A 17,454-nucleotide genomic window follows, 5' to 3' on the forward strand; every position below is an offset into this window, starting at 1 on the left:
CCAACGCCCCAGGAGAAAACAATATGACTCTGCGTAAATTCGCAGGGCTAGGAGCCCTGTTGTCCCTCGTAATGCCAGCCCTGGCATTGGCGGCGGACCCAGTACCTGCCCCAGTCCTCAATTCCGGCGACACGGCGTGGATGCTCACATCCACCGCGCTGGTGCTGTTCATGACCATTCCGGGCCTGGCGCTGTTTTACGGCGGCATGGTTCGCTCCAAAAACATTCTTTCCGTGATGATGCAGTGCTTCGCCATCACCGGGCTTGTCACCATCCTGTGGTTTGTCTACGGCTACAGCATGGCGTTCGATACCACCGGTATGGAAGCGGGCGTCGTCAACTTCAACTCCTTTGTGGGTGGCCTGTCCAAGTTGTTCCTGTCGGGCGTGACCCCTGCGAGCATCACTGGCCCAGCGGCGCTGTTCCCTGAGGCGGTGTTCGTTACCTTCCAGATGACCTTCGCCATCATTACCCCTGCGCTGATCGTTGGTGCTTTCGCCGAGCGTATGAAGTTCTCCGCGATGCTGATCTTCATGGGCGTCTGGTTCACCCTGGTCTACGCACCGATTGCCCACATGGTATGGGGCGGTCCGGGTTCGTTGCTGGGCGATTGGGGTGTGCTGGACTTTGCCGGTGGCACCGTGGTGCACATCAACGCGGGTGTGGCCGGCCTGGTGGCGTGCCTGGTGCTCGGCAAACGTAAAGGCTTCCCGACCACCCCAATGGCACCGCACAACCTGGGTTACACCCTCGTAGGCGCGGCCATGCTGTGGGTGGGTTGGTTCGGCTTCAACGCCGGCTCCGCTGCGGCGGCCAACGGCACTGCCGGTATGGCGATGCTGGTGACCCAGATCGCTACCGCTGCTGCGGCGCTGGGCTGGATGTTCGCCGAGTGGGTCACCCACGGTAAGCCAAGCGCACTGGGCATCGCCTCGGGCGTGGTGGCTGGCCTGGTGGCAATCACCCCGGCCGCCGGTACCGTTGGCCCGATGGGCGCTTTGATAATCGGCCTGGCTGCCGGCGTGGTGTGTTTCTTCTGCGCCACCACCCTGAAACGCAAGCTGGGTTACGACGACTCCCTGGATGCCTTCGGCGTGCACGGTATCGGCGGTATCCTGGGTGCGATCCTGACCGGTGTGTTCGCGGCACCTTCCCTGGGCGGCTTCAACGCAGCCACCACTGATATCGCGGCGCAAGTCTGGATTCAGTGCAAAGGCGTCGGCTTTACCGTGATCTACACGGCTATCGTGACCTTCATCATCCTCAAGGTGCTGGATGCGGTTATGGGCCTGCGGGTTTCCGAGGAAGAAGAGGCGGTCGGCCTCGACCTGGCGCAGCACAACGAGCGCGGCTACAACTTGTAAGTACACGAAAAAAAAATGCCCGGCTTGCCGGGCATTTTTTTGTCTGGCGTTTGTCAGTCCCAAGATGCTGGAACGGTTTTTGTGCGGACTTTGTGATGAGACGCACACGGCGCTTTTTACTGTGCGAATGTCTTACAGGCATGTAGGCGTATTCGGCACTTTGTTTTTTTCCAGAGCACGCTAGAATGCGCGCCGATGGGCGGAGAACTGTATGTGGCAACAGACCCTGATTACTTTGCGGGCCAAGCCCCGGGGCTTTCACCTGGTAACCGACGAGTTGCTGGCCGGCTTGCCTGAGTTGAAGGCATGCCGTGTGGGCCTGTTGCATCTGTGGCTGCAGCACACCTCGGCCTCGTTGACTGTCAACGAGAACGCCGATCCGGCGGTTCGCCGTGACTTCGAACGTTATTTCAACTTGCTGGTGCCGCAGGGCCAGGCAGGGTTTGAACACAACGACGAAGGTCCGGATGATCTGCCGGCGCACTTCAAGGCCAGTCTCCTGGGCTGCCAGCTGAGTTTGCCGGTCAAGGCCGGCCGCTTGGCAATGGGGACCTGGCAAGGTGTTTATCTGGGCGAGCACCGTGATCATGGCGGTGCTCGTAAAGTCCTCGCCACCTTGCACGGTGATGAGGCATAAGCCACTGGTTAATCCAGTGGACGTTGATTTTTTTCCGGCAACCTTCGACAGAGGGTGAAGCTGGGCTATAACTAATCTGCTTTTCGCAAGTCATGAGGTAGAACATGAGCGACGATGATCTGGAAAACGACGACCTCGAAGTCGGTGATGACGACGAGACCGAAGAAGGTCTTGAAGCAGCGGCGGAAGACGTTGCTGACGACGACAGTGGCGATGACGTACCTGTTCCTGCGGCCAAAGGCAAAGCCAAGGCAGCTGTATCGGTAGACGAGCTGCCGAGTGTCGAAGCCAAGAACAAAGAGCGCGATGCGCTGGCCCGTGCGATGGAAGAGTTCCTCGCTAAAGGCGGCAAAGTGCAGGAAGTCGAGGCCAACGTGGTGGCAGATCCACCGAAGAAGCCGGATAACAAGTACGGCAGCCGACCTATCTGAGGTCAGTCACCTGCTTGTAAGAAGAGCCCGCCGTCGCTGCGGGCTTTTTCATATCGGTTAGTTCCAGCTTGCCAGCAATTGCGGCAGCTCGGTCAGGTTGCGAATCTCCGCATCCGGACGCTTGTCCGCTTCCCACGCCTTGCCCGCAGGGTTGAACCACACCGCTCGAAGTCCCGCCTGCTGCGCTCCGGCAATGTCATCCCCCGGGTGATCGCCAATATGCACCGCCTGGGTTGCATCCACGCCACCCCGCTGCAACGCCTCTTGAAACAGCCGCGCATCCGGCTTGGCAATGCCGATATCTTCAGCACGCAGGGCAAAGTGGAAGTAGTCTGCCAGCCCCACACGTTGCACATCGGCGTTGCCATTAGTGATCACTCCCAGCAGGAAGTGCTGGCGCAAGGCTTGAAGCATGGGCTCGGCTTCGGGAAAAGGCGTGAGCTGATGACGCGCATGGATGAATGCTTCGAAGCATATGTCCGCCATCTGCTCGGCTTCAGGCTGCGGATAACCGGCTTCTTCAAATGCACGCAGCAACACCCGGTGACGCAGGATGCTGATGCGGTGCTTCAACTCGGGATGCCGCTCCAGCACTTGCCGGCGCAGGTCGGCGAAATGTTCCAGCGGCAGGTCGCCGACCTTGGCCGCATGGGTCGCCAGCCATTCACGCATCGACGCTTCGGCGCTGATAATGACGGGCACGTTGTCCCACAGGGTGTCGTCCAGGTCGAAAGTAATCAGCTTGATACTCATGAGTCGCCGCCCTTGATGCGTTTGGCCCGTGGATGGGCGCTGTCGTACACCGTTGCCAGGTGTTGGAAGTCGAGGTGGGTGTAGATCTGCGTGGTCTTGATATCGGCATGGCCGAGCAGCTCCTGCACTGCCCGCAGATCCTGGGACGATTCGAGCAGATGGCTGGCAAAGGAGTGTCGCAGCATGTGTGGGTGCAGGTTCTGCCCCAACTCTCGTTCACCGGCCGCCTTGACTCGCATCTGGATCGCCCGAGGTCCGAGGCGTCGGCCCTGCTGGCTGATAAACACGGCATCGTCCGCCGGGTTGGCCAGGGCGCGCAGAGGCAGCCACAGTTGCAAGGCTTCCCGGGCTTTCCTGCCCACCGGCAGTACGCGGGTCTTGCTGCCCTTGCCGAGCACCTGCACCAGGCCGTCGGCCAGGTCCAGTTGGTCAAGGTTCAGGCCGGTCAGTTCCGACAGGCGCAGGCCCGAGGAGTAGAACAATTCAAGGATCGCCTGATCGCGATGGGCGAGGAAGTCGTCTTCAACGGCGCCATCGAGCAATTGCAGGGCGCGATCGGTGTCCAGGGTCTTGGGCAGGCGCCGTTCGCCCTTCGGCGGAGAGAGGCCGTTGGCCGGGTCGTGGTCGCACAGGCCCTCGCGATTCAGATAGTGATACAGCCCACGCACTGCTGATAGCAGGCGCGACAGGCTCCGCGAAGATTGGCCGGCCTGGTGCAGGCGGGCGATCAAGCTGCGCAGGCTCTGGATGTCCAAGGCCTTCCAGCTGGTGATCTGCTGTTTTTCGCAGTGTGCCAGGACTTTGTTCAAGTCCCGTCGGTAGGCTTCCAGGGTATGGGGCGACACTTGGCGCTCGTTGCGCAGGTGAGCGCAATAAGCGTCCAGTTGCCGCTCCATGGCTAGCGTACCGCGCGCAAGGTGCTGGTGAAGCGCGGTAATACGCGGCCAAGCACTTCGGCGATGTAGGTGAGGAACAACGTGCCCACCGAACTCTTGTAGTGCGCAGGATCCCGGCTGGCGATGGCCAATACGCCATGCAGGCCCTGGTGGCTGAGGGCTACCACGGCGGTGGAGCCGATCTGCTTGCGTTGTTCGGCACCAAACAGGAAGTCCAGCTCGTGTTCGCGCAAGGTGCCGCTGATGGTTTTGCCTTCGGACAGCAGGCCGCCGATAGCCGTCTGTGCCTCGCTGCCGCTGACCCAGCGACCCACCGGCATCGGGTTGTCGCTGAACAGGATCAGGCTCACAAAAGGCACCTGGAAGTCCTGGCGCAGGCTGTCTTCCACGGCGATCACCGTTTCTTCCAGGCTGTTGGCGTCCATCAAGGTCAGAATCAGGCGGCGTGTCTTGTCGAACAGGCGATCATTGTCGCGGGCTACGTCCATCAGATGGGAGAGCCGATGGCGCATTTCGATGTTGCGCTCGCGCAGGATGTTCATCTGGCGCTCTACCAGCGAGACGGTGTCGCCGCGCTGGTGAGGGATGCGCAGGGCCGGCAGCAGTTCTTCATGGGTTACGAAGAAGTCCGGATGAGCCTCAAGGTACGCCGCGACGGCAGCGGCCTCCAGACTGTCGATCGGGGATGCTTGTGCGGGTACTTGAGGCTTATCGGTCATTGGTTTGGCTCACTCATAGACGGACCTGTCCTTCGTATACGCGCGAGGCCGGCCCGGTCATCATCACCGGGTGGCCAGGGCCTGCCCATTCGATGGACAAACGTCCGCCGGGCAGGTCGATCAGCAGCGGCGAATCCATCCACCCCTGGCTGATCGCGGCCACGGCAGCGGCGCAAGCACCGGTACCGCAGGCCTGGGTTTCGCCGGCGCCGCGTTCCCACACACGCAATTGCGCGCGGGAACGGTCGATCACCTGCAGGAAGCCCACATTGACCCGCGCCGGAAAGCGCGGGTGGTGTTCGATCTTCGGCCCCAATTCATGCACGGGGGCGTTATTGATGTCATTGACCCGCAGCACTGCATGCGGGTTGCCCATGGAGACGGCAGCGATGTCGACGTTCTTGCCGTCAACGTCCAGCGCATAGCTGGCGGCCTGCTCGGTGGCCTGGAACGGAATGTCCGCCGGCACCAGGCGTGGCGCGCCCATGTTGACGCTGATCTGGCCATCGCTGCGGACATCCAGTTCAATCACGCCGCTCTTGGTCTCGACGCGAATCTGGCGCTTGGCGGTCAGGCGCTTGTCCAGCACAAAGCGCGCAAAGCAACGTGCCCCGTTGCCGCACTGCTCCACTTCGGAACCGTCGGAGTTGAAGATCCGATAACGGAAATCCACCTCCGGGTTGCTCGGCGCCTCGACGATCAGCAACTGGTCGAAACCGATGCCGGTGTGACGGTCGCCCCACTGTTTAGCGTGTTTGGGCTGGATGTGCGCGTGCTGGCTGACGAGGTCGAGGACCATGAAGTCATTGCCCAGCCCGTGCATCTTGGTAAAACGCAGCAGCATGGCTTACTCCGGCAGCAGGCTTTCGCCAGCATACAACTCGGCTACCGTCTCGCGGCGACGCACTTCAAACGCTTGATCACCGTCCACCAGCACCTCGGCGGCACGGCCGCGGGTGTTGTAGTTGGAGCTCATGACAAACCCATAGGCACCCGCCGAGTGCACGACGAGCAGATCGCCTTCTTCCAGGGCCAGCTGACGATCCTTGGCCAGGAAGTCGCCGGTCTCGCAGATCGGGCCGACGATGTCGTAGGCACGGGCAACGCCCGCACGAGGCGTCACGGCGGTGACGTTCATCCAGGCCTGGTACAGCGCCGGGCGGATCAGGTCGTTCATCGCCGCGTCGACGATGGCGAAATCCTTGTGCTCGGTGTGCTTGAGGTACTCGACCTGGGTCAGCAGCACGCCGGCATTGGCGACGATGTAGCGCCCCGGCTCGAACATCAGCGTCAGGCCGCGGCCCTCGATACGCTCGATTGCTGCCTTGATGTAGTCAGATACCAGCGGCGGCTCTTCGTCGCGATAACGCACGCCCACACCACCACCGAGGTCGATGTGGCGCAGGTAGATGCCGCATTCGCTGAGACGATCGGTCAGTGCCAGCAGGCGGTCGAGGGCGTCCAGGAACGGTGGCAGCGTGGTCAGTTGCGAGCCGATGTGGCAGTCAACGCCCAGCACTTCCAGGTTTGGCAGTTGGGCGGCGCGGATGTACACGTCTTCGGCGTCGGCAATGGCGATGCCGAACTTGTTCTCTTTGAGGCCGGTGGAAATGTACGGGTGGGTGCCGGCATCGACGTCCGGGTTGACGCGCAGGGAGATCGGCGCGCGAACGCCCATCTCGGCGGCGACTACTTGCAGGCGTTCAAGCTCGTCGGTGGATTCGACATTGAAACAATGCACGCCGACTTCCAGCGCACGGCGCATGTCTTCGCGGGTTTTGCCAACGCCGGAAAACACGATCTTGTCAGCCTTGCCACCGGCTGCCAGTACGCGTTCCAGCTCGCCACGGGAGACGATGTCGAAACCGGCGCCCAGGCGCGCCAGGACATTCAGTACACCCAGGTTGGAGTTGGCCTTGACCGCGTAGCAAACCAGGCTCGGAGTACCTTCCAGTGCGTCGGCAAAGCTGCGGTATTGGGCCTCGATGTGCGCACGGGAGTACACATAGGTCGGGGTGCCAAAGCGCTCGGCAATCGCGGACAGCGCCATGCCTTCCGCGAACAGCTCGCCGTCCCGGTAGTTAAAAGCGTCCATGAGGTTCCCTTAGTATGTGTCGTGCTTGTGCGCTTTGGACTGCGACGATTGCGCCTGATCATTTGGGTCTTTGCTGTCATCGGGCAGGTACAGCGGGCCTTTTTGACCACAGGCACTAACGAGGCAGGCGACCGCGACGAGCGCAGCAAGGGAAGAGATCAGGCGCTTCATGGCGAAATCCTTGAATATGCATTAATTGCGCCCGAGTATACCGACCACCCGCCAGCTTGCCTATGTGCCGGAATACCCGTCCGGCGGGGGGTTGCCGTGATAGCTGGGAAGCGGGCTATGGTGGCTGAGGATTTTTCATGCAGCCATCGTGGATGAAATCGGTATTCTTTGCATTCGGAGAGGCTCGCCCGTATGGTGCGGCGCTTGAGCAGAACCAGACATTTTTGAGGTTGCCACTATGAGTTTGACCGAAGCCCGTTTTCACGACTTGGTGGATTCTACCCAGCAGGCGCTGGAAGATATTTTCGATGACAGCGGCCTGGACGTGGACCTGGAAAATTCGGCCGGCGTGCTGACCGTCAAGTTCGAGAGCGGCCAGCAGTTGATCTTCAGTCGTCAGGAGCCGCTGCGTCAGCTCTGGCTGGCGGCGCGTTCTGGTGGCGTTCACTTCGACTATGACGAAGAAAGCGGCAAATGGCAGTGCGACAAGAGTGAAGAGCTGTTGGGCGAGATGCTCACGCGCCTGGTCGACGACTATACCGGCGTCGAGCTGGACTTCGACGAGATCTGACTGTGACCCAGCCTGCACCTGTACGTCCGCCCAAGCCGCTGTTCAGTAATGTCAGCCCGGCGGTGCCGTCACCTTGTATCAGTTTGTGTCGCCTGGATGAGCAGAAGGTCTGCCTCGGCTGCTTCCGTCACGTGGAAGACATCCGCGAATGGCGCTCTGCCGACGACTCCCGGCGCCGGGTGATCTGTGCCGAAGCCGAGCAGCGTAGGGCGCGCACCTGAGGCCGTCTTGTTTATTTATGACGCTGTGGTAGTGTCCGGATACACCTCAACTCATCGAGGTCCGTGAGAACCCCGCCTTTTTTGGCGGGGTTTTGCTTTTTTGTGCAGAAAAAAGGAGTCTGCCTGAATCATGACCACCGCACCTTCCATCATCCTCACCCGTCTTGACGTGCAGCGTCTGGAGCAATTGATCGACCGTCTGGGCGACGAGTCTCCCGGCGTCGAAGCGTTGCAAGCCGAACTCGACCGCGCTGAAGACGTGGTTGGCCACGATGAAGTGCCTGCGGGTGTCGTGACCATGAACTCCAGTGTGCATTGCCGCGAACAAGGCAGCGGCAAGGACTACCACCTGACCCTGGTCTATCCGAAACATGCGAATGCCGATGAAGGCAAGATCTCGATCCTGGCGCCGGTGGGCAGTGCGTTGCTCGGCCTGCAGATAGGCCAGCACATCGACTGGCCGGCACCGGGCGGCAAGACCCTCAAGCTGGAACTGCTCAGCGTTGAAGACCAGCCCAAGGATGGCGGCGCCTTTCCTCTCTAAATCTGGTTCAGCGCCTTATTGAGCGACAGTTCAAGCTCGGCCTTGTAGCGCAGATACAGGTTGCTCGGGCTTTGCACATCACCGAGCAGGCCCGAGAGGTCCAGGTCGGTGATGTAGCAGCGGTAGCGCTCGGCTTCGCGGCGTTGCCCGACGATCTCCTGGGCGACCACGGCAAACAGTTGGTCGCCAAATTCCAGTTCGGAAAACTCCCGCTGATTACAGTACAGCGTGATGCCCACCTGGCCGGGAGCAGCCTTGCCGATAATCGCCTGCACGTCATAAAACGGTTTGTTGGCCGGGGTCGAAGGTGCCGGCCGAGGCTCAATGCCGCGTGCGCGGCCGCTCCCAGACGGCAATAGTTGGTAATACAGGGTTTGCACCTCGCCCAACGGTTGCTGTGTGTCCAGGGACGAAAGGGCCTCCCGGCGATAGATGATCGATTGAAGGAAGCGTTGCAGCGGCGCCAACAGGCTCTGTTCATCATGGAAGGGCAAACGTTGCTGCCATAGCGCGTTGAACTCATCCAGGACATACAGCTCGGCCTGGCCTTCATTGACTCGGTAGAACACTTGTACGCAATCGGCCATGCCCATGGGGAGCAGTAGCGCCAGGTCGTGGCCTTCCAGGGCCATAGCGTCCAGGTGCAGCGGGCTGTAGCTGGCCAGTTCTTCGCTGAGGTAGGCGATCAGTGCGTCCTGGGTGGGTAAGGACACATGGTTGGCCTGGCCCGGCACCAGTTCCATTACGTGGTAATGCTGCTGCACCTGGAGCAGGTAGCGGTGATTGCCTCGGCCGAGTAGCAGGTTTTGTACGGTATCGAAGATTTCTTCGACGCGCTGGGCAATGAACTGTGCACGGTTGTGGCAAAAACACCGCACTCGCAGCCGGGGCAAGTGATCCGACGGCAGTTGGTTGAGGTAATCACGCAGGCAGTCGAGCAGCGCGTGGGGGCCGTCGTAGCGGCTGACCATCACCTCGTTCCAACTATTGAGCGTGACCTGGTCCAGGGTCAGCACGAGGTTGTCGCGTACACCGGCATAGCTGAGCGAGTCGGTGCGCTCGGTGGTCATCAGGATGTTCAGGTCGCGGTGATGTTTGAGCGGGTCGACGCCAACGTTGATCAGCAACAACACTTCTTCCGGAACCGCCGAGCGCAACAGGCGCTCTTCATCGACGCTGGCCAGGGGCAGGGGGATGGTCTGTTGCAGGCTGCCCAGCAGGTTGAACAGCTCGAACTCCGTCATGTCGCTGGCGCCAGGGTGCAGCGCCAGGCGCGTGCTGCTGTCGATCACGCCATTGCGATGGCACCAGGTGAGCATTTCCAGCAAGTCGCGACTGCGCTTGATCGGCGCGAAGTGCTCCCATTCCAGTGCCGTCAGGCTGCCGTTATACAGGCCCCAATGGTATTGGCCCGGTTCTTTGCGGTTGGGCGATTGCACCAGGGTGAGGGTGTCTTCGGCCAGGTCCGGGGCGATGCCTGGGTTGATGAACTCGACCTTGCCGGCCTTGCGTTCAAAGGCCGCATATAGGCGTCGGCCGAGTACATTGAGGTCGCGTTTGTTGATCGGGCTGGCACTCTGCTCAGTCCGTGCGAACTGAGTCAGGAAGCGGTAGCTGTAATTCAGTTCATTGACCAGCGCCCGGCGTTCCAGCGCGACCTGGCGCACTTTCCACTGGCTGCGGCTGTCCAGCAGGGTCAGTTGACGCTGGTCCCAGCCCCACTCGTGGGCCAACCGCTCCAACAGCAGGCGTTGCCAACTGGGGGCGCGCTGGCCGGCGCTGAGCTTGCGGTTGACCTTCAGGTACAGCGCACGCCGCACCAGTTCAAGGCGCTCCGGCTCGTTGCGTGCCTTGAGGTATTCCTCGATCCGACGATAGACCACGATGTACGGGTCAAGCTCATCCAAGTCCAACTGGTTGGCGAACACCGCCCGTTTGAAGCGCAGGCTCAGGCACTGTACGTTCGGATGCTCACTGGCGTAGACCTCGGTCAGTAGCAGCTTGAGCACCGACTTGTAGGGCGACTCGATGCCTTTGAACAGTTGCCACAGGCCGGCGCCAATGAACTCGCCCGGAGGAATGTGCGCCAGGTGACCGAGGTCGAGCGTGTCCTCGGCGGGGATGAACCGCTTGGAAACCAGCGCATGGGTGAACTCCGCATAGCGGGTTTCTTCATACACGGGCACCAGCCACCAGATCGGCGTGCGCCCGGCCAGCCAAATGGCGGTGCGGTAGAACTCATCCAGCAGCAGGTAATGCTGGGTGGTACCACAGTCGTCGGAGCTGAGCTGCGTATCACGTTCACCCAGGACAAAGCGCGTCGGCTCGATCAGGAAAAAGTGCGCCTCCGTGCCCATCGTCAGCGCCCAGGCTTCCAGCAGGTGGCACTTTTTGCGCAGCTCGGCCAGTTCGCTTTCGTTGAGGTCCGGGGCGTGGCACACCCACACGTCCATATCGCTTTGATCCGCCTGCGCCAGGGTACCGAGGCTGCCCATCAGGAACAGGCCGTGGATCGGTCTGGGCTGATTGACCGGGCGCGACTTGTAGGAGAACGAGCGGGTCAGGCGCTGGGCTTCGGCGAGGGCCTGGGCGTCGGGTTCGAAGTTGGACAGGCCGGCCGGCGTGCTCCCGGAGACGTAGCCAGGCAACAGCGGATGATTGACGTGGAAAAACAGCGGCAACATCGCCAAGACGCTTTGCTGGCGTGGTGTCAGCCCTTCGACGGCCCGGGCCATGCGGCCTTCGTTGAGTGCCATGAAGCGTGCGCGCAGTTGTGCCAGCACCTTGCGGTCGATGCCTTCATCCAGGTCGGGACGGATCTCATGGGTGCGGGTCATTTCTAGTCGTTGGCTCGCAGAGCCCGACATGGGCGGCCGTGTAGGAGTTTACAGCCAGAAGCGTAGGAGGTTTAGAGGGAAAAGGTTTTGGCGCCAGAATTTTGTGACGTCCACAGCTACGCCCATGGAATCCGCAAGCGACGGATTCCATGGGCGTCATCAAGTTTCAAGCGGCTTCTTTTTTGGTCGTATTCAGGATTGTCAGCAGATCTTGGGTGTGTTGCGCTGCGTCCCGGCCCAGGCTGGTCAGGTAGCCACCGTCGGGCTGGGTGATCAGTTCTTTTTCAAACAGGCGCTTGGCGGCGGCGATGGCAGTGGGAGCGGCGGTCTGGTGGACTTTAAGACCTTCCTGGGAGCTGCCCAGGTTGAAGAGTGCAAGGATTTCCAGTTCGGCAACCAACTCAGGGGTATACGACATAAGGACTCCAGACTTTCTAAAATTTATTAGAGGCTAGCAGGGCATAAGGTGAACGCACTTTGCCGGGCTGTCCAGTCACAAACTCTTGAGTCTTGATATGGCGCAGGTTTGTGGCGGGGAAGCCAGCTTCCCTGCCACGGATAATCCCGGGCTCAGTCGTTTTCCGGTGGTAGCTCAGGCAGGGCTCGCAGGGCGGTTTCATACCATTGGGTATCGAATGCGCGGTCTTCCTCGAGCATCTTGTCGATTTCTACGGCCAATACATGGGCCATGAGATTCAGAATGTCCTCACGTTCGTAACCCACCAGTGTCAGCTTGTTGAAGGTGGCCTTGGCGGCAGGCGGGTTGTCGCTTTCGATCTGGTTTTCGATCGCCTGGGTCAGGGTACTTTCGGTGAACTCTTCTTCGTCGTTGTCGATATCGGTCGGCTCGCTCATGGCGGGTTCCTCAATGAAAGGGCGCCAGTCTACGCCCATTCAGGCAGGTGATGCTGCTGGCCAGGCCGAGGTCGACGATCTATAACAGATGCAGCCAACCCCACACCCGGCCTGGAGGCATACCCAATGCTCAAGCTTTACGGATTTTCGGTCAGTAACTACTACAACATGGTCAAACTGGCGCTGATGGAAAAAGGGCTGCCGTTCGAGGAAGTGCTGTTTTTCGCAGGGCAGACCCCAGAGGCGCTGGCTGTAAGCCCGCGTGGCAAGGTGCCGGTGCTGGGTGTGAAGCAGGGTTTCATCAACGAGACCAGTGTGATCCTTGAATATATCGAGCAAACCCAGGAAGGCCCGTCACTGTTGCCGGGCGAGCCGTTTCAGCGCGCCCAGGTGTTGGCTTTGTGTCGGGAGATTGAACTGTATATCGAGTTACCGGCCCGCGCGTGTTTCGCCGAGGCCTTTTTTGGTATGCCGGTGCCGGAGGCAATCAAGGAAAAATCCAAGGCCGAGCTGCTGTTGGGGATCGGGTCGCTGGGGCGGCACGGCAAGTTTGCACCTTATGTGGCGGGTGAGAGCTTTACGATTGCCGATCTGTATTTTATGTACAGCGTGAATCTTGCCTGTGCGGTGGGCGAAAAGCTGTTCGGTATGGATTTTCTTGAAGGTTATGCGCAGGCCAAAGCACTGCTGGAGCGACTGCACGCTATGCCCAATGCTCAGAAAGTGGCGGCGGACAGGGAAGCGGCAATGCCGGGGTTTTTGGCGATGATTGCCGCCAAGAAATAGTCAGAACTGCCGGAGTTCAACATGGGAGGAGGCAAGCCTCCTCCCACATTTTTTGGGTTATCCGAGCAAGCTCTGTTTCCCGGCAGCCTGGATCAGCGGCTGGCGAGCAGGGCCTGACCGCGCGCGACGGCTGCCTTGACCTGTGCCGGCGCAGTGCCGCCCACGTGGTTGCGGGCGTTGACCGAGCCTTCCAGGGTCAACACGGCAAACACGTCTTGCTCGATCTGGTCGCTGAACTGGCGCAGCTCCTCCAGGCTCATTTCCGCCAGGTCTTTGCCGGTGTCCACGCCGTATTTCACGGCATGCCCGACGATTTCATGGCAATCACGGAACGGCAGGCCACGGCGCACCAGATAGTCAGCCAGGTCGGTTGCGGTGGAGAACCCGCGCAGGGCCGCTTCACGCATGATCGCGTGCTTGGGCTTGATCGCCGGGATCATGTCGGCAAAGGCGCGCAGCGAGTCGCGCAGAGTATCGGCGGCGTCGAACAGCGGCTCCTTGTCTTCCTGATTGTCCTTGTTGTAGGCCAGTGGCTGACCTTTCATCAGGGTCAGCAGGCCCATCAGCGCGCCGAACACACGACCGCTCTTGCCACGCACCAGCTCAGGCACGTCGGGGTTTTTCTTTTGCGGCATGATCGAGCTGCCGGTGCAGAAACGGTCTGGCAGGTCGATGAACTGAAATTGCGCGCTGGTCCAGAGCACCAGCTCTTCGGAGAACCGCGACAGGTGCATCATCGCGATGCTGGCTGCGGCGCAGAATTCGATGGCAAAGTCACGGTCCGACACGCCGTCCAGGGAGTTGCCGCCCACGGCGTCAAAACCCAGCAGTTGTGCGGTGTATTCACGATCGATCGGGTAAGTGGTGCCCGCCAGCGCGGCGCTGCCCAGAGGCATGCGGTTGGCGCGTTTGCGGCAATCCACCAGGCGTTCGTAGTCACGGCTGAGCATTTCGAACCAGGCCAGCAGGTGGTGGCCGAAGGTCACGGGCTGCGCGGTCTGCAGGTGGGTGAAGCCGGGCATGATCGTGTCCGATTCGCGCTCGGCCTGTTCCAGCAACCCTTTTTGCAGGCGGGTGATCTCGGAGAGGATCAGGTCGATTTCGTCGCGCAGCCACAGACGGATATCGGTGGCTACCTGGTCGTTACGGCTGCGACCGGTGTGCAGTTTCTTGCCGGTCACACCGATGCGATCGGTGAGGCGCGCTTCGATATTCATGTGCACGTCTTCCAGGTCGATGCGCCAGTCGAACGTACCGGCTTCGATCTCACCGCGAATGGTGGTCAGGCCGTCGATGATGCTGTCGCGCTCGGCATCGGTCAGTACGCCGACCTTGGCCAGCATCGTGGCGTGGGCGATCGAGCCCATGATGTCGTGACGGTACAGGCGCTGGTCGAAGGTGACGGAGGCGGTGAAGCGGGCGACGAAGGCGTCGACGGGTTCACTGAAGCGGCCGCCCCAGGACTGGTTGGTCTTGTCGGTGCTCATGGATTCGCTCGTGATCTGCTTAAAAGAGGCATGGAGGTGTGCCGGCGATAATAACAGGGTTGCTTGTGGAGGCGGTGCTGCGGGTGGTCGGCATTTTTATTTGTACAAAGGATGGCTAAGTGCCTTGCCGCCGAACGCGTCCGGGAAGAGACTGGAGCCAGATGTTTATTGAAACGATATTTGACGATTGAGCAATGTGGTCTCAGTGAGCGTCTACAGTTGCACTGATAGAGCGTGAATGCACCAAAGTCGGGTGATGCGGTCGAAGCCCGGACTATCCATTAAAAAGGGGGGTATTCGGATTGTGTATCAGTAAACCCTACGACGATGCCCTAAGGCGGCCGGTCTTGGGCGCAATTGAACAGGTCCGGGTAAATATGAGTGCCACTCTTGGGGCACTTTTTGCCGCTCGCGCTAGTCTTAGCGTGGATCGCTGTGACGCAAGTCACCGCACCTGTCTACGTTATCCTTGTGCGAGACTCACGCAGGAATCCAGCGCAATATGAATGTCCTGATCGTTGATGACGAACCCCAAGCCCGCGAACGACTGAGCCGTCTGGTCAGTGAGCTCGAGGGATATACCGTCCTTGAACCGAGCGCCACCAACGGCGAGGAGGCGTTGACGCTGATCGACAGCCTCAAGCCGGATGTGGTGTTACTCGATATCCGTATGCCGGGCCTGGATGGCCTGCAAGTCGCCGCGCGATTGAGCGAGCGCGAGTCGCCACCCGCGGTGGTGTTGTGCGCCGCTCAAGAGGAGTTCGCCGCGCAGACGCTTGAAGCCAGTGGCGTCAGTTTCGTGGTCAAGCCGGTGACCGCCGAAGCCTTGCTCAAGGCCCTGAAAAAGGCCGAGCGCCCGAATCGCGTCCAACTCGGTGCCCTGACCCTGCCCGCCGCCCAAAGTGGCAATGGGCCTCGCAGCCATATCAGTGCGCGGACCCGTAAGGGCATCGAACTGATTCCCTTGGGCCAGGTGGTCTACTTTATTGCCGATCACAAGTACGTGACCCTGCGGCACGAGACGGGCGAAGTGTTGCTCGACGAGCCCCTCAAGGCCCTCGAGGATGAGTTCGGCGACCGCTTCGTGCGTATCCACCGCAACGCGTTGGTGGCCCGTGAGCGGATAGAGCGCCTGCAGCGCACACCCCTTGGGCACTTTCAGCTGTTTTTGAAAGGGCTTAACGGTGATGCCTTGATCGTCAGCCGACGCCATGTCGCCGGCGTGCGCAAGATGATGCAGCAGCTTTAGCCCAAGGGCTGCGGCGAGGTTTTCAATTCCGATCCCGGTGCGATGCGGCCAGGGAGGCCCCGCACTTGCTGATTCAAATCAAAGCGTGTCTGCCTGAGCTGTTATTATCTGCCGTATCTATTCAGTACGGATTGATCCATGTCCTCTCGCGAAATCCGCATCGCCACCCGTAAAAGCGCCTTGGCCTTGTGGCAGGCCGAATACGTCAAAGCACGCCTTGAACAGGCCCATCCGGGTCTCAAGGTGACCCTGGTGCCCATGGTCAGTCGTGGCGATAAGCTGCTGGATTCGCCACTGTCGAAGATCGGCGGCAAGGGTTTGTTCGTCAAGGAATTGGAAACGGCGCTGCTGGAAAATGAAGCCGACATCGCCGTGCACTCAATGAAAGACGTGCCTATGGACTTCCCCGAAGGCCTGGGCCTGTATTGCATCTGCGAACGCGAAGACCCGCGTGATGCGTTTGTTTCCAATACCTTCAAGTCCCTGGACGAATTGCCGTTGGGCAGTATCGTGGGCACCTCCAGCCTGCGTCGTCAGGCGCAGTTGTTGACCCGTCGTCCGGACCTGCAAATCCGCTTCTTGCGCGGCAACGTCAACACCCGTCTGGCCAAGCTGGATGCCGGTGAGTATGACGCAATCATCCTCGCAGCTGCCGGTTTGATCCGGCTGGGCTTCGAAGATCGCATCACTTCGGCGATCAGTATCGAAGACAGCTTGCCCGCAGGCGGGCAGGGTGCCGTAGGTATCGAATGCCGTACTGCCGACAGTGAAATTCACACCCTGCTCAAACCCCTTGATCATCCTGATACGGAAGTCCGTGTCACGGCTGAGCGCGCCCTGAACAAGCACCTCAACGGTGGTTGCCAAGTGCCCATTGCCTGTTACGCGGTTCTGGAAGGTGAAAACCTTTGGTTGCGTGGCTTGGTAGGCGACCCCGACGGCGGTACGTTGCTCACCGCTCAAGCGCGTGGGCCACAGCGTGACGCCACAACCTTGGGCATCCAGGTGGCCGAGGAACTGTTGGCCAAGGGCGCCGGCGCCATTTTGCAAAAAGTCTACGGTGAGGCGGGCCCGCAGTGACCCAGTGGCGTGTGCTGCTGACGCGGCCTGCTGAAGAGTCGATGGCGCTGGCGGCGTCATTGTCCGAGGCCGGCGTTTTCAGCAGCAGCCTGCCTTTGCTGGATATCGAAGCGCTGCCGGTCACGGCTAAGCAACAGGCTGTTTTCAGGGGCCTGGGCCGTTATTGCGCGGTGATTGTGGTAAGCAAGCCTGCCGCGCGTCTTGCCTTGCAGCAACTCGATCGTGTCTGCCCGCAATTGCCCTGGTTCAGCGTCGGCGCCGCCACCGCACAGGTACTGGCCGACCACGGCCTGAACGTTCAATATCCGCAAACCGGCGACGACAGTGAGGCCTTGCTTGCAATGCCCGCCTTGCGCGAGGCTGTCGCAGGCCCGGATGCCCGTGTACTGATCCTGCGAGGTGAAGGCGGCAGAGAGTTGCTGGCTGAGCGTTTGCGCGAACAAGGTGCTAGTGTCGACTATCTGGAGTTGTACCGCCGTTTCTTGCCGGCCTATGACGCTGGGGTGCTGATGCAGCGCATCCAGTTGGAACGCTTGAACGGCGTGGTGGTCAGCAGTGGGCAGGGTTTTTTGCACCTGCAAGCCCTGGCCGGGCCGGATTGGCCACAGGTGGCACGGCTGCCATTGTTCGTACCCAGCCCGCGAGTCTATGAGATGGCGCGGGCCGCAGGTGCAGAAAAAGTTGTGGATTGTCGTGGCGCGAGTGCCGCGGCTTTGTTAGTGGCGTTACGGAGCCATTCCGTTCCCACTCTCTGATAC

General features: G+C 60.5%; 20 protein-coding genes. 10 read left to right on the top strand and 10 right to left on the bottom strand.

All coding sequences use genetic code 11. From position 1 onward, the window contains the following. Window positions 1-23: 23 nt before the first annotated feature. From EXW71_RS14055 to sutA, 3 genes are all read left to right on the top strand, one after another. Window positions 24-1,364: an ammonium transporter gene (locus tag EXW71_RS14055; RefSeq protein ID WP_123716522.1), complete on the top strand. Its 1,341-nt coding sequence runs from the start codon at window positions 24-26 to the stop codon at window positions 1,362-1,364. A 211-nt stretch (window positions 1,365-1,575) separates the two neighbouring features. After that, a complete protein-coding gene (locus tag EXW71_RS14060) occupies window positions 1,576-2,001 on the top strand; it encodes a secondary thiamine-phosphate synthase enzyme YjbQ (protein ID WP_123716521.1) in 426 nt (141 codons plus the stop codon). A gap of 104 nt (window positions 2,002-2,105) precedes the next feature. Continuing rightward, window positions 2,106-2,432 carry a transcriptional regulator SutA gene (gene sutA / locus EXW71_RS14065; RefSeq protein ID WP_123716520.1) on the top strand — a complete coding sequence of 109 codons (327 nt, stop codon included), beginning with the start codon at window positions 2,106-2,108 and terminating at the stop codon, window positions 2,430-2,432. Window positions 2,433-2,489: 57 nt separating this feature from the next. Here the strand turns inward: sutA and EXW71_RS14070 are convergent, their stop codons facing one another. The 6 genes from EXW71_RS14070 to EXW71_RS14095 are packed head-to-tail and all read right to left on the bottom strand — an operon-like array spanning window position 2,490 to window position 7,066. Next, complete coding sequence (locus tag EXW71_RS14070) at window positions 2,490-3,185, bottom strand: HAD family hydrolase (protein ID WP_134659395.1); 696 nt, start codon at window positions 3,183-3,185, stop codon at window positions 2,490-2,492. Next, window positions 3,182-4,081, bottom strand: coding sequence for a tyrosine recombinase XerC (xerC, locus tag EXW71_RS14075; RefSeq protein ID WP_123716518.1), 900 nt, complete (start codon window positions 4,079-4,081; stop codon window positions 3,182-3,184). Before xerC ends, EXW71_RS14070 begins: the two co-directional genes overlap by 4 nt. Window positions 4,082-4,083: 2 nt before the next feature. Next, window positions 4,084-4,800, bottom strand: coding sequence for a DUF484 family protein (locus EXW71_RS14080; protein WP_134659394.1), 717 nt, complete (start codon window positions 4,798-4,800; stop codon window positions 4,084-4,086). Window positions 4,801-4,813: 13 nt separating this feature from the next. Continuing rightward, window positions 4,814-5,644, bottom strand: coding sequence for a diaminopimelate epimerase (gene dapF / locus EXW71_RS14085; protein ID WP_134659392.1), 831 nt, complete (start codon window positions 5,642-5,644; stop codon window positions 4,814-4,816). Between the two features lie 3 nt (window positions 5,645-5,647). Next, on the bottom strand, window positions 5,648-6,895 hold the full coding sequence (gene lysA, locus EXW71_RS14090) for a diaminopimelate decarboxylase (protein WP_123716514.1): 1,248 nt from the start codon (window positions 6,893-6,895) through the stop codon (window positions 5,648-5,650). A gap of 9 nt (window positions 6,896-6,904) precedes the next feature. Continuing rightward, window positions 6,905-7,066, bottom strand: coding sequence for a lipoprotein (locus EXW71_RS14095; RefSeq protein WP_123716513.1), 162 nt, complete (start codon window positions 7,064-7,066; stop codon window positions 6,905-6,907). A 238-nt stretch (window positions 7,067-7,304) separates the two neighbouring features. Between EXW71_RS14095 and cyaY the strand changes: the two genes are divergently transcribed. The 3 genes from cyaY (at window position 7,305) to rnk (ending at window position 8,402) form a co-directional block, all read left to right on the top strand. Continuing rightward, complete coding sequence (gene cyaY / locus EXW71_RS14100) at window positions 7,305-7,637, top strand: iron donor protein CyaY (protein WP_123716512.1); 333 nt, start codon at window positions 7,305-7,307, stop codon at window positions 7,635-7,637. A 2-nt stretch (window positions 7,638-7,639) separates the two neighbouring features. Then, window positions 7,640-7,858 carry a DUF1289 domain-containing protein gene (locus tag EXW71_RS14105; protein WP_123716511.1) on the top strand — a complete coding sequence of 73 codons (219 nt, stop codon included), beginning with the start codon at window positions 7,640-7,642 and terminating at the stop codon, window positions 7,856-7,858. 130 nt (window positions 7,859-7,988) lie between these two features. Next, window positions 7,989-8,402, top strand: a complete 414-nt coding sequence (rnk, locus tag EXW71_RS14110; protein WP_123716510.1) for a nucleoside diphosphate kinase regulator — start codon at window positions 7,989-7,991, stop codon at window positions 8,400-8,402. Here rnk and EXW71_RS14115 read toward each other — a convergent pair. The 3 genes from EXW71_RS14115 to EXW71_RS14125 all read right to left on the bottom strand — a co-directional run bounded on the left by EXW71_RS14115 (window position 8,399) and on the right by EXW71_RS14125 (window position 12,094). After that, window positions 8,399-11,239: a class I adenylate cyclase gene (locus EXW71_RS14115; protein WP_134659390.1), complete on the bottom strand. Its 2,841-nt coding sequence runs from the start codon at window positions 11,237-11,239 to the stop codon at window positions 8,399-8,401. The two genes, rnk and EXW71_RS14115, sit on opposite strands and share 4 nt — an antisense overlap. A gap of 166 nt (window positions 11,240-11,405) precedes the next feature. Next, window positions 11,406-11,657, bottom strand: a complete 252-nt coding sequence (locus EXW71_RS14120; protein ID WP_123716508.1) for a TIGR02647 family protein — start codon at window positions 11,655-11,657, stop codon at window positions 11,406-11,408. Window positions 11,658-11,809: 152 nt separating this feature from the next. Further along, a complete protein-coding gene (locus EXW71_RS14125) occupies window positions 11,810-12,094 on the bottom strand; it encodes a hypothetical protein (protein WP_106575823.1) in 285 nt (94 codons plus the stop codon). Window positions 12,095-12,220: 126 nt separating this feature from the next. Between EXW71_RS14125 and EXW71_RS14130 the strand changes: the two genes are divergently transcribed. Continuing rightward, complete coding sequence (locus EXW71_RS14130) at window positions 12,221-12,880, top strand: glutathione S-transferase family protein (RefSeq protein WP_123716506.1); 660 nt, start codon at window positions 12,221-12,223, stop codon at window positions 12,878-12,880. A 92-nt stretch (window positions 12,881-12,972) separates the two neighbouring features. Here the strand turns inward: EXW71_RS14130 and argH are convergent, their stop codons facing one another. Next, a complete protein-coding gene (argH, locus tag EXW71_RS14135; protein ID WP_134659388.1) occupies window positions 12,973-14,367 on the bottom strand; it encodes an argininosuccinate lyase in 1,395 nt (464 codons plus the stop codon). A 502-nt stretch (window positions 14,368-14,869) separates the two neighbouring features. Here argH and EXW71_RS14140 point away from each other — a divergent pair. The 3 genes from EXW71_RS14140 to EXW71_RS14150 all read left to right on the top strand — a co-directional run bounded on the left by EXW71_RS14140 (window position 14,870) and on the right by EXW71_RS14150 (window position 17,451). Further along, window positions 14,870-15,616, top strand: a complete 747-nt coding sequence (locus EXW71_RS14140; RefSeq protein WP_123716504.1) for a LytTR family DNA-binding domain-containing protein — start codon at window positions 14,870-14,872, stop codon at window positions 15,614-15,616. A gap of 138 nt (window positions 15,617-15,754) precedes the next feature. Next, window positions 15,755-16,696, top strand: a complete 942-nt coding sequence (gene hemC / locus EXW71_RS14145) for a hydroxymethylbilane synthase (protein WP_134659386.1) — start codon at window positions 15,755-15,757, stop codon at window positions 16,694-16,696. Beyond that, window positions 16,693-17,451, top strand: a complete 759-nt coding sequence (locus EXW71_RS14150; protein ID WP_134695651.1) for a uroporphyrinogen-III synthase — start codon at window positions 16,693-16,695, stop codon at window positions 17,449-17,451. The genes hemC and EXW71_RS14150 overlap by 4 nt, the downstream gene beginning before the upstream one ends. Window positions 17,452-17,454: the final 3 nt, after the last annotated feature.

The sequence above is a fragment of the Pseudomonas sp. BCA17 genome (assembly GCF_004519405.1).
Classification (GTDB): Bacteria; Pseudomonadota; Gammaproteobacteria; order Pseudomonadales; family Pseudomonadaceae; genus Aquipseudomonas.

Coding starts and splice junctions, on each gene's coding strand:
- EXW71_RS14055 (WP_123716522.1), top strand. CDS start 24: ATGACTCTGCGTAAATTCGCAGGGCTAGGAGCCCTGTTGTCCCTCGTA.
- EXW71_RS14060 (WP_123716521.1), top strand. CDS start 1,576: ATGTGGCAACAGACCCTGATTACTTTGCGGGCCAAGCCCCGGGGCTTT.
- sutA (WP_123716520.1), top strand. CDS start 2,106: ATGAGCGACGATGATCTGGAAAACGACGACCTCGAAGTCGGTGATGAC.
- EXW71_RS14070 (WP_134659395.1), bottom strand. CDS start 3,185: ATGAGTATCAAGCTGATTACTTTCGACCTGGACGACACCCTGTGGGAC.
- xerC (WP_123716518.1), bottom strand. CDS start 4,081: ATGGAGCGGCAACTGGACGCTTATTGCGCTCACCTGCGCAACGAGCGC.
- EXW71_RS14080 (WP_134659394.1), bottom strand. CDS start 4,800: ATGACCGATAAGCCTCAAGTACCCGCACAAGCATCCCCGATCGACAGT.
- dapF (WP_134659392.1), bottom strand. CDS start 5,644: ATGCTGCTGCGTTTTACCAAGATGCACGGGCTGGGCAATGACTTCATG.
- lysA (WP_123716514.1), bottom strand. CDS start 6,895: ATGGACGCTTTTAACTACCGGGACGGCGAGCTGTTCGCGGAAGGCATG.
- EXW71_RS14095 (WP_123716513.1), bottom strand. CDS start 7,066: ATGAAGCGCCTGATCTCTTCCCTTGCTGCGCTCGTCGCGGTCGCCTGC.
- cyaY (WP_123716512.1), top strand. CDS start 7,305: ATGAGTTTGACCGAAGCCCGTTTTCACGACTTGGTGGATTCTACCCAG.
- rnk (WP_123716510.1), top strand. CDS start 7,989: ATGACCACCGCACCTTCCATCATCCTCACCCGTCTTGACGTGCAGCGT.
- EXW71_RS14115 (WP_134659390.1), bottom strand. CDS start 11,239: ATGACCCGCACCCATGAGATCCGTCCCGACCTGGATGAAGGCATCGAC.
- EXW71_RS14120 (WP_123716508.1), bottom strand. CDS start 11,657: ATGTCGTATACCCCTGAGTTGGTTGCCGAACTGGAAATCCTTGCACTC.
- EXW71_RS14125 (WP_106575823.1), bottom strand. CDS start 12,094: ATGAGCGAGCCGACCGATATCGACAACGACGAAGAAGAGTTCACCGAA.
- EXW71_RS14130 (WP_123716506.1), top strand. CDS start 12,221: ATGCTCAAGCTTTACGGATTTTCGGTCAGTAACTACTACAACATGGTC.
- argH (WP_134659388.1), bottom strand. CDS start 14,367: ATGAGCACCGACAAGACCAACCAGTCCTGGGGCGGCCGCTTCAGTGAA.
- EXW71_RS14140 (WP_123716504.1), top strand. CDS start 14,870: ATGAATGTCCTGATCGTTGATGACGAACCCCAAGCCCGCGAACGACTG.
- hemC (WP_134659386.1), top strand. CDS start 15,755: ATGTCCTCTCGCGAAATCCGCATCGCCACCCGTAAAAGCGCCTTGGCC.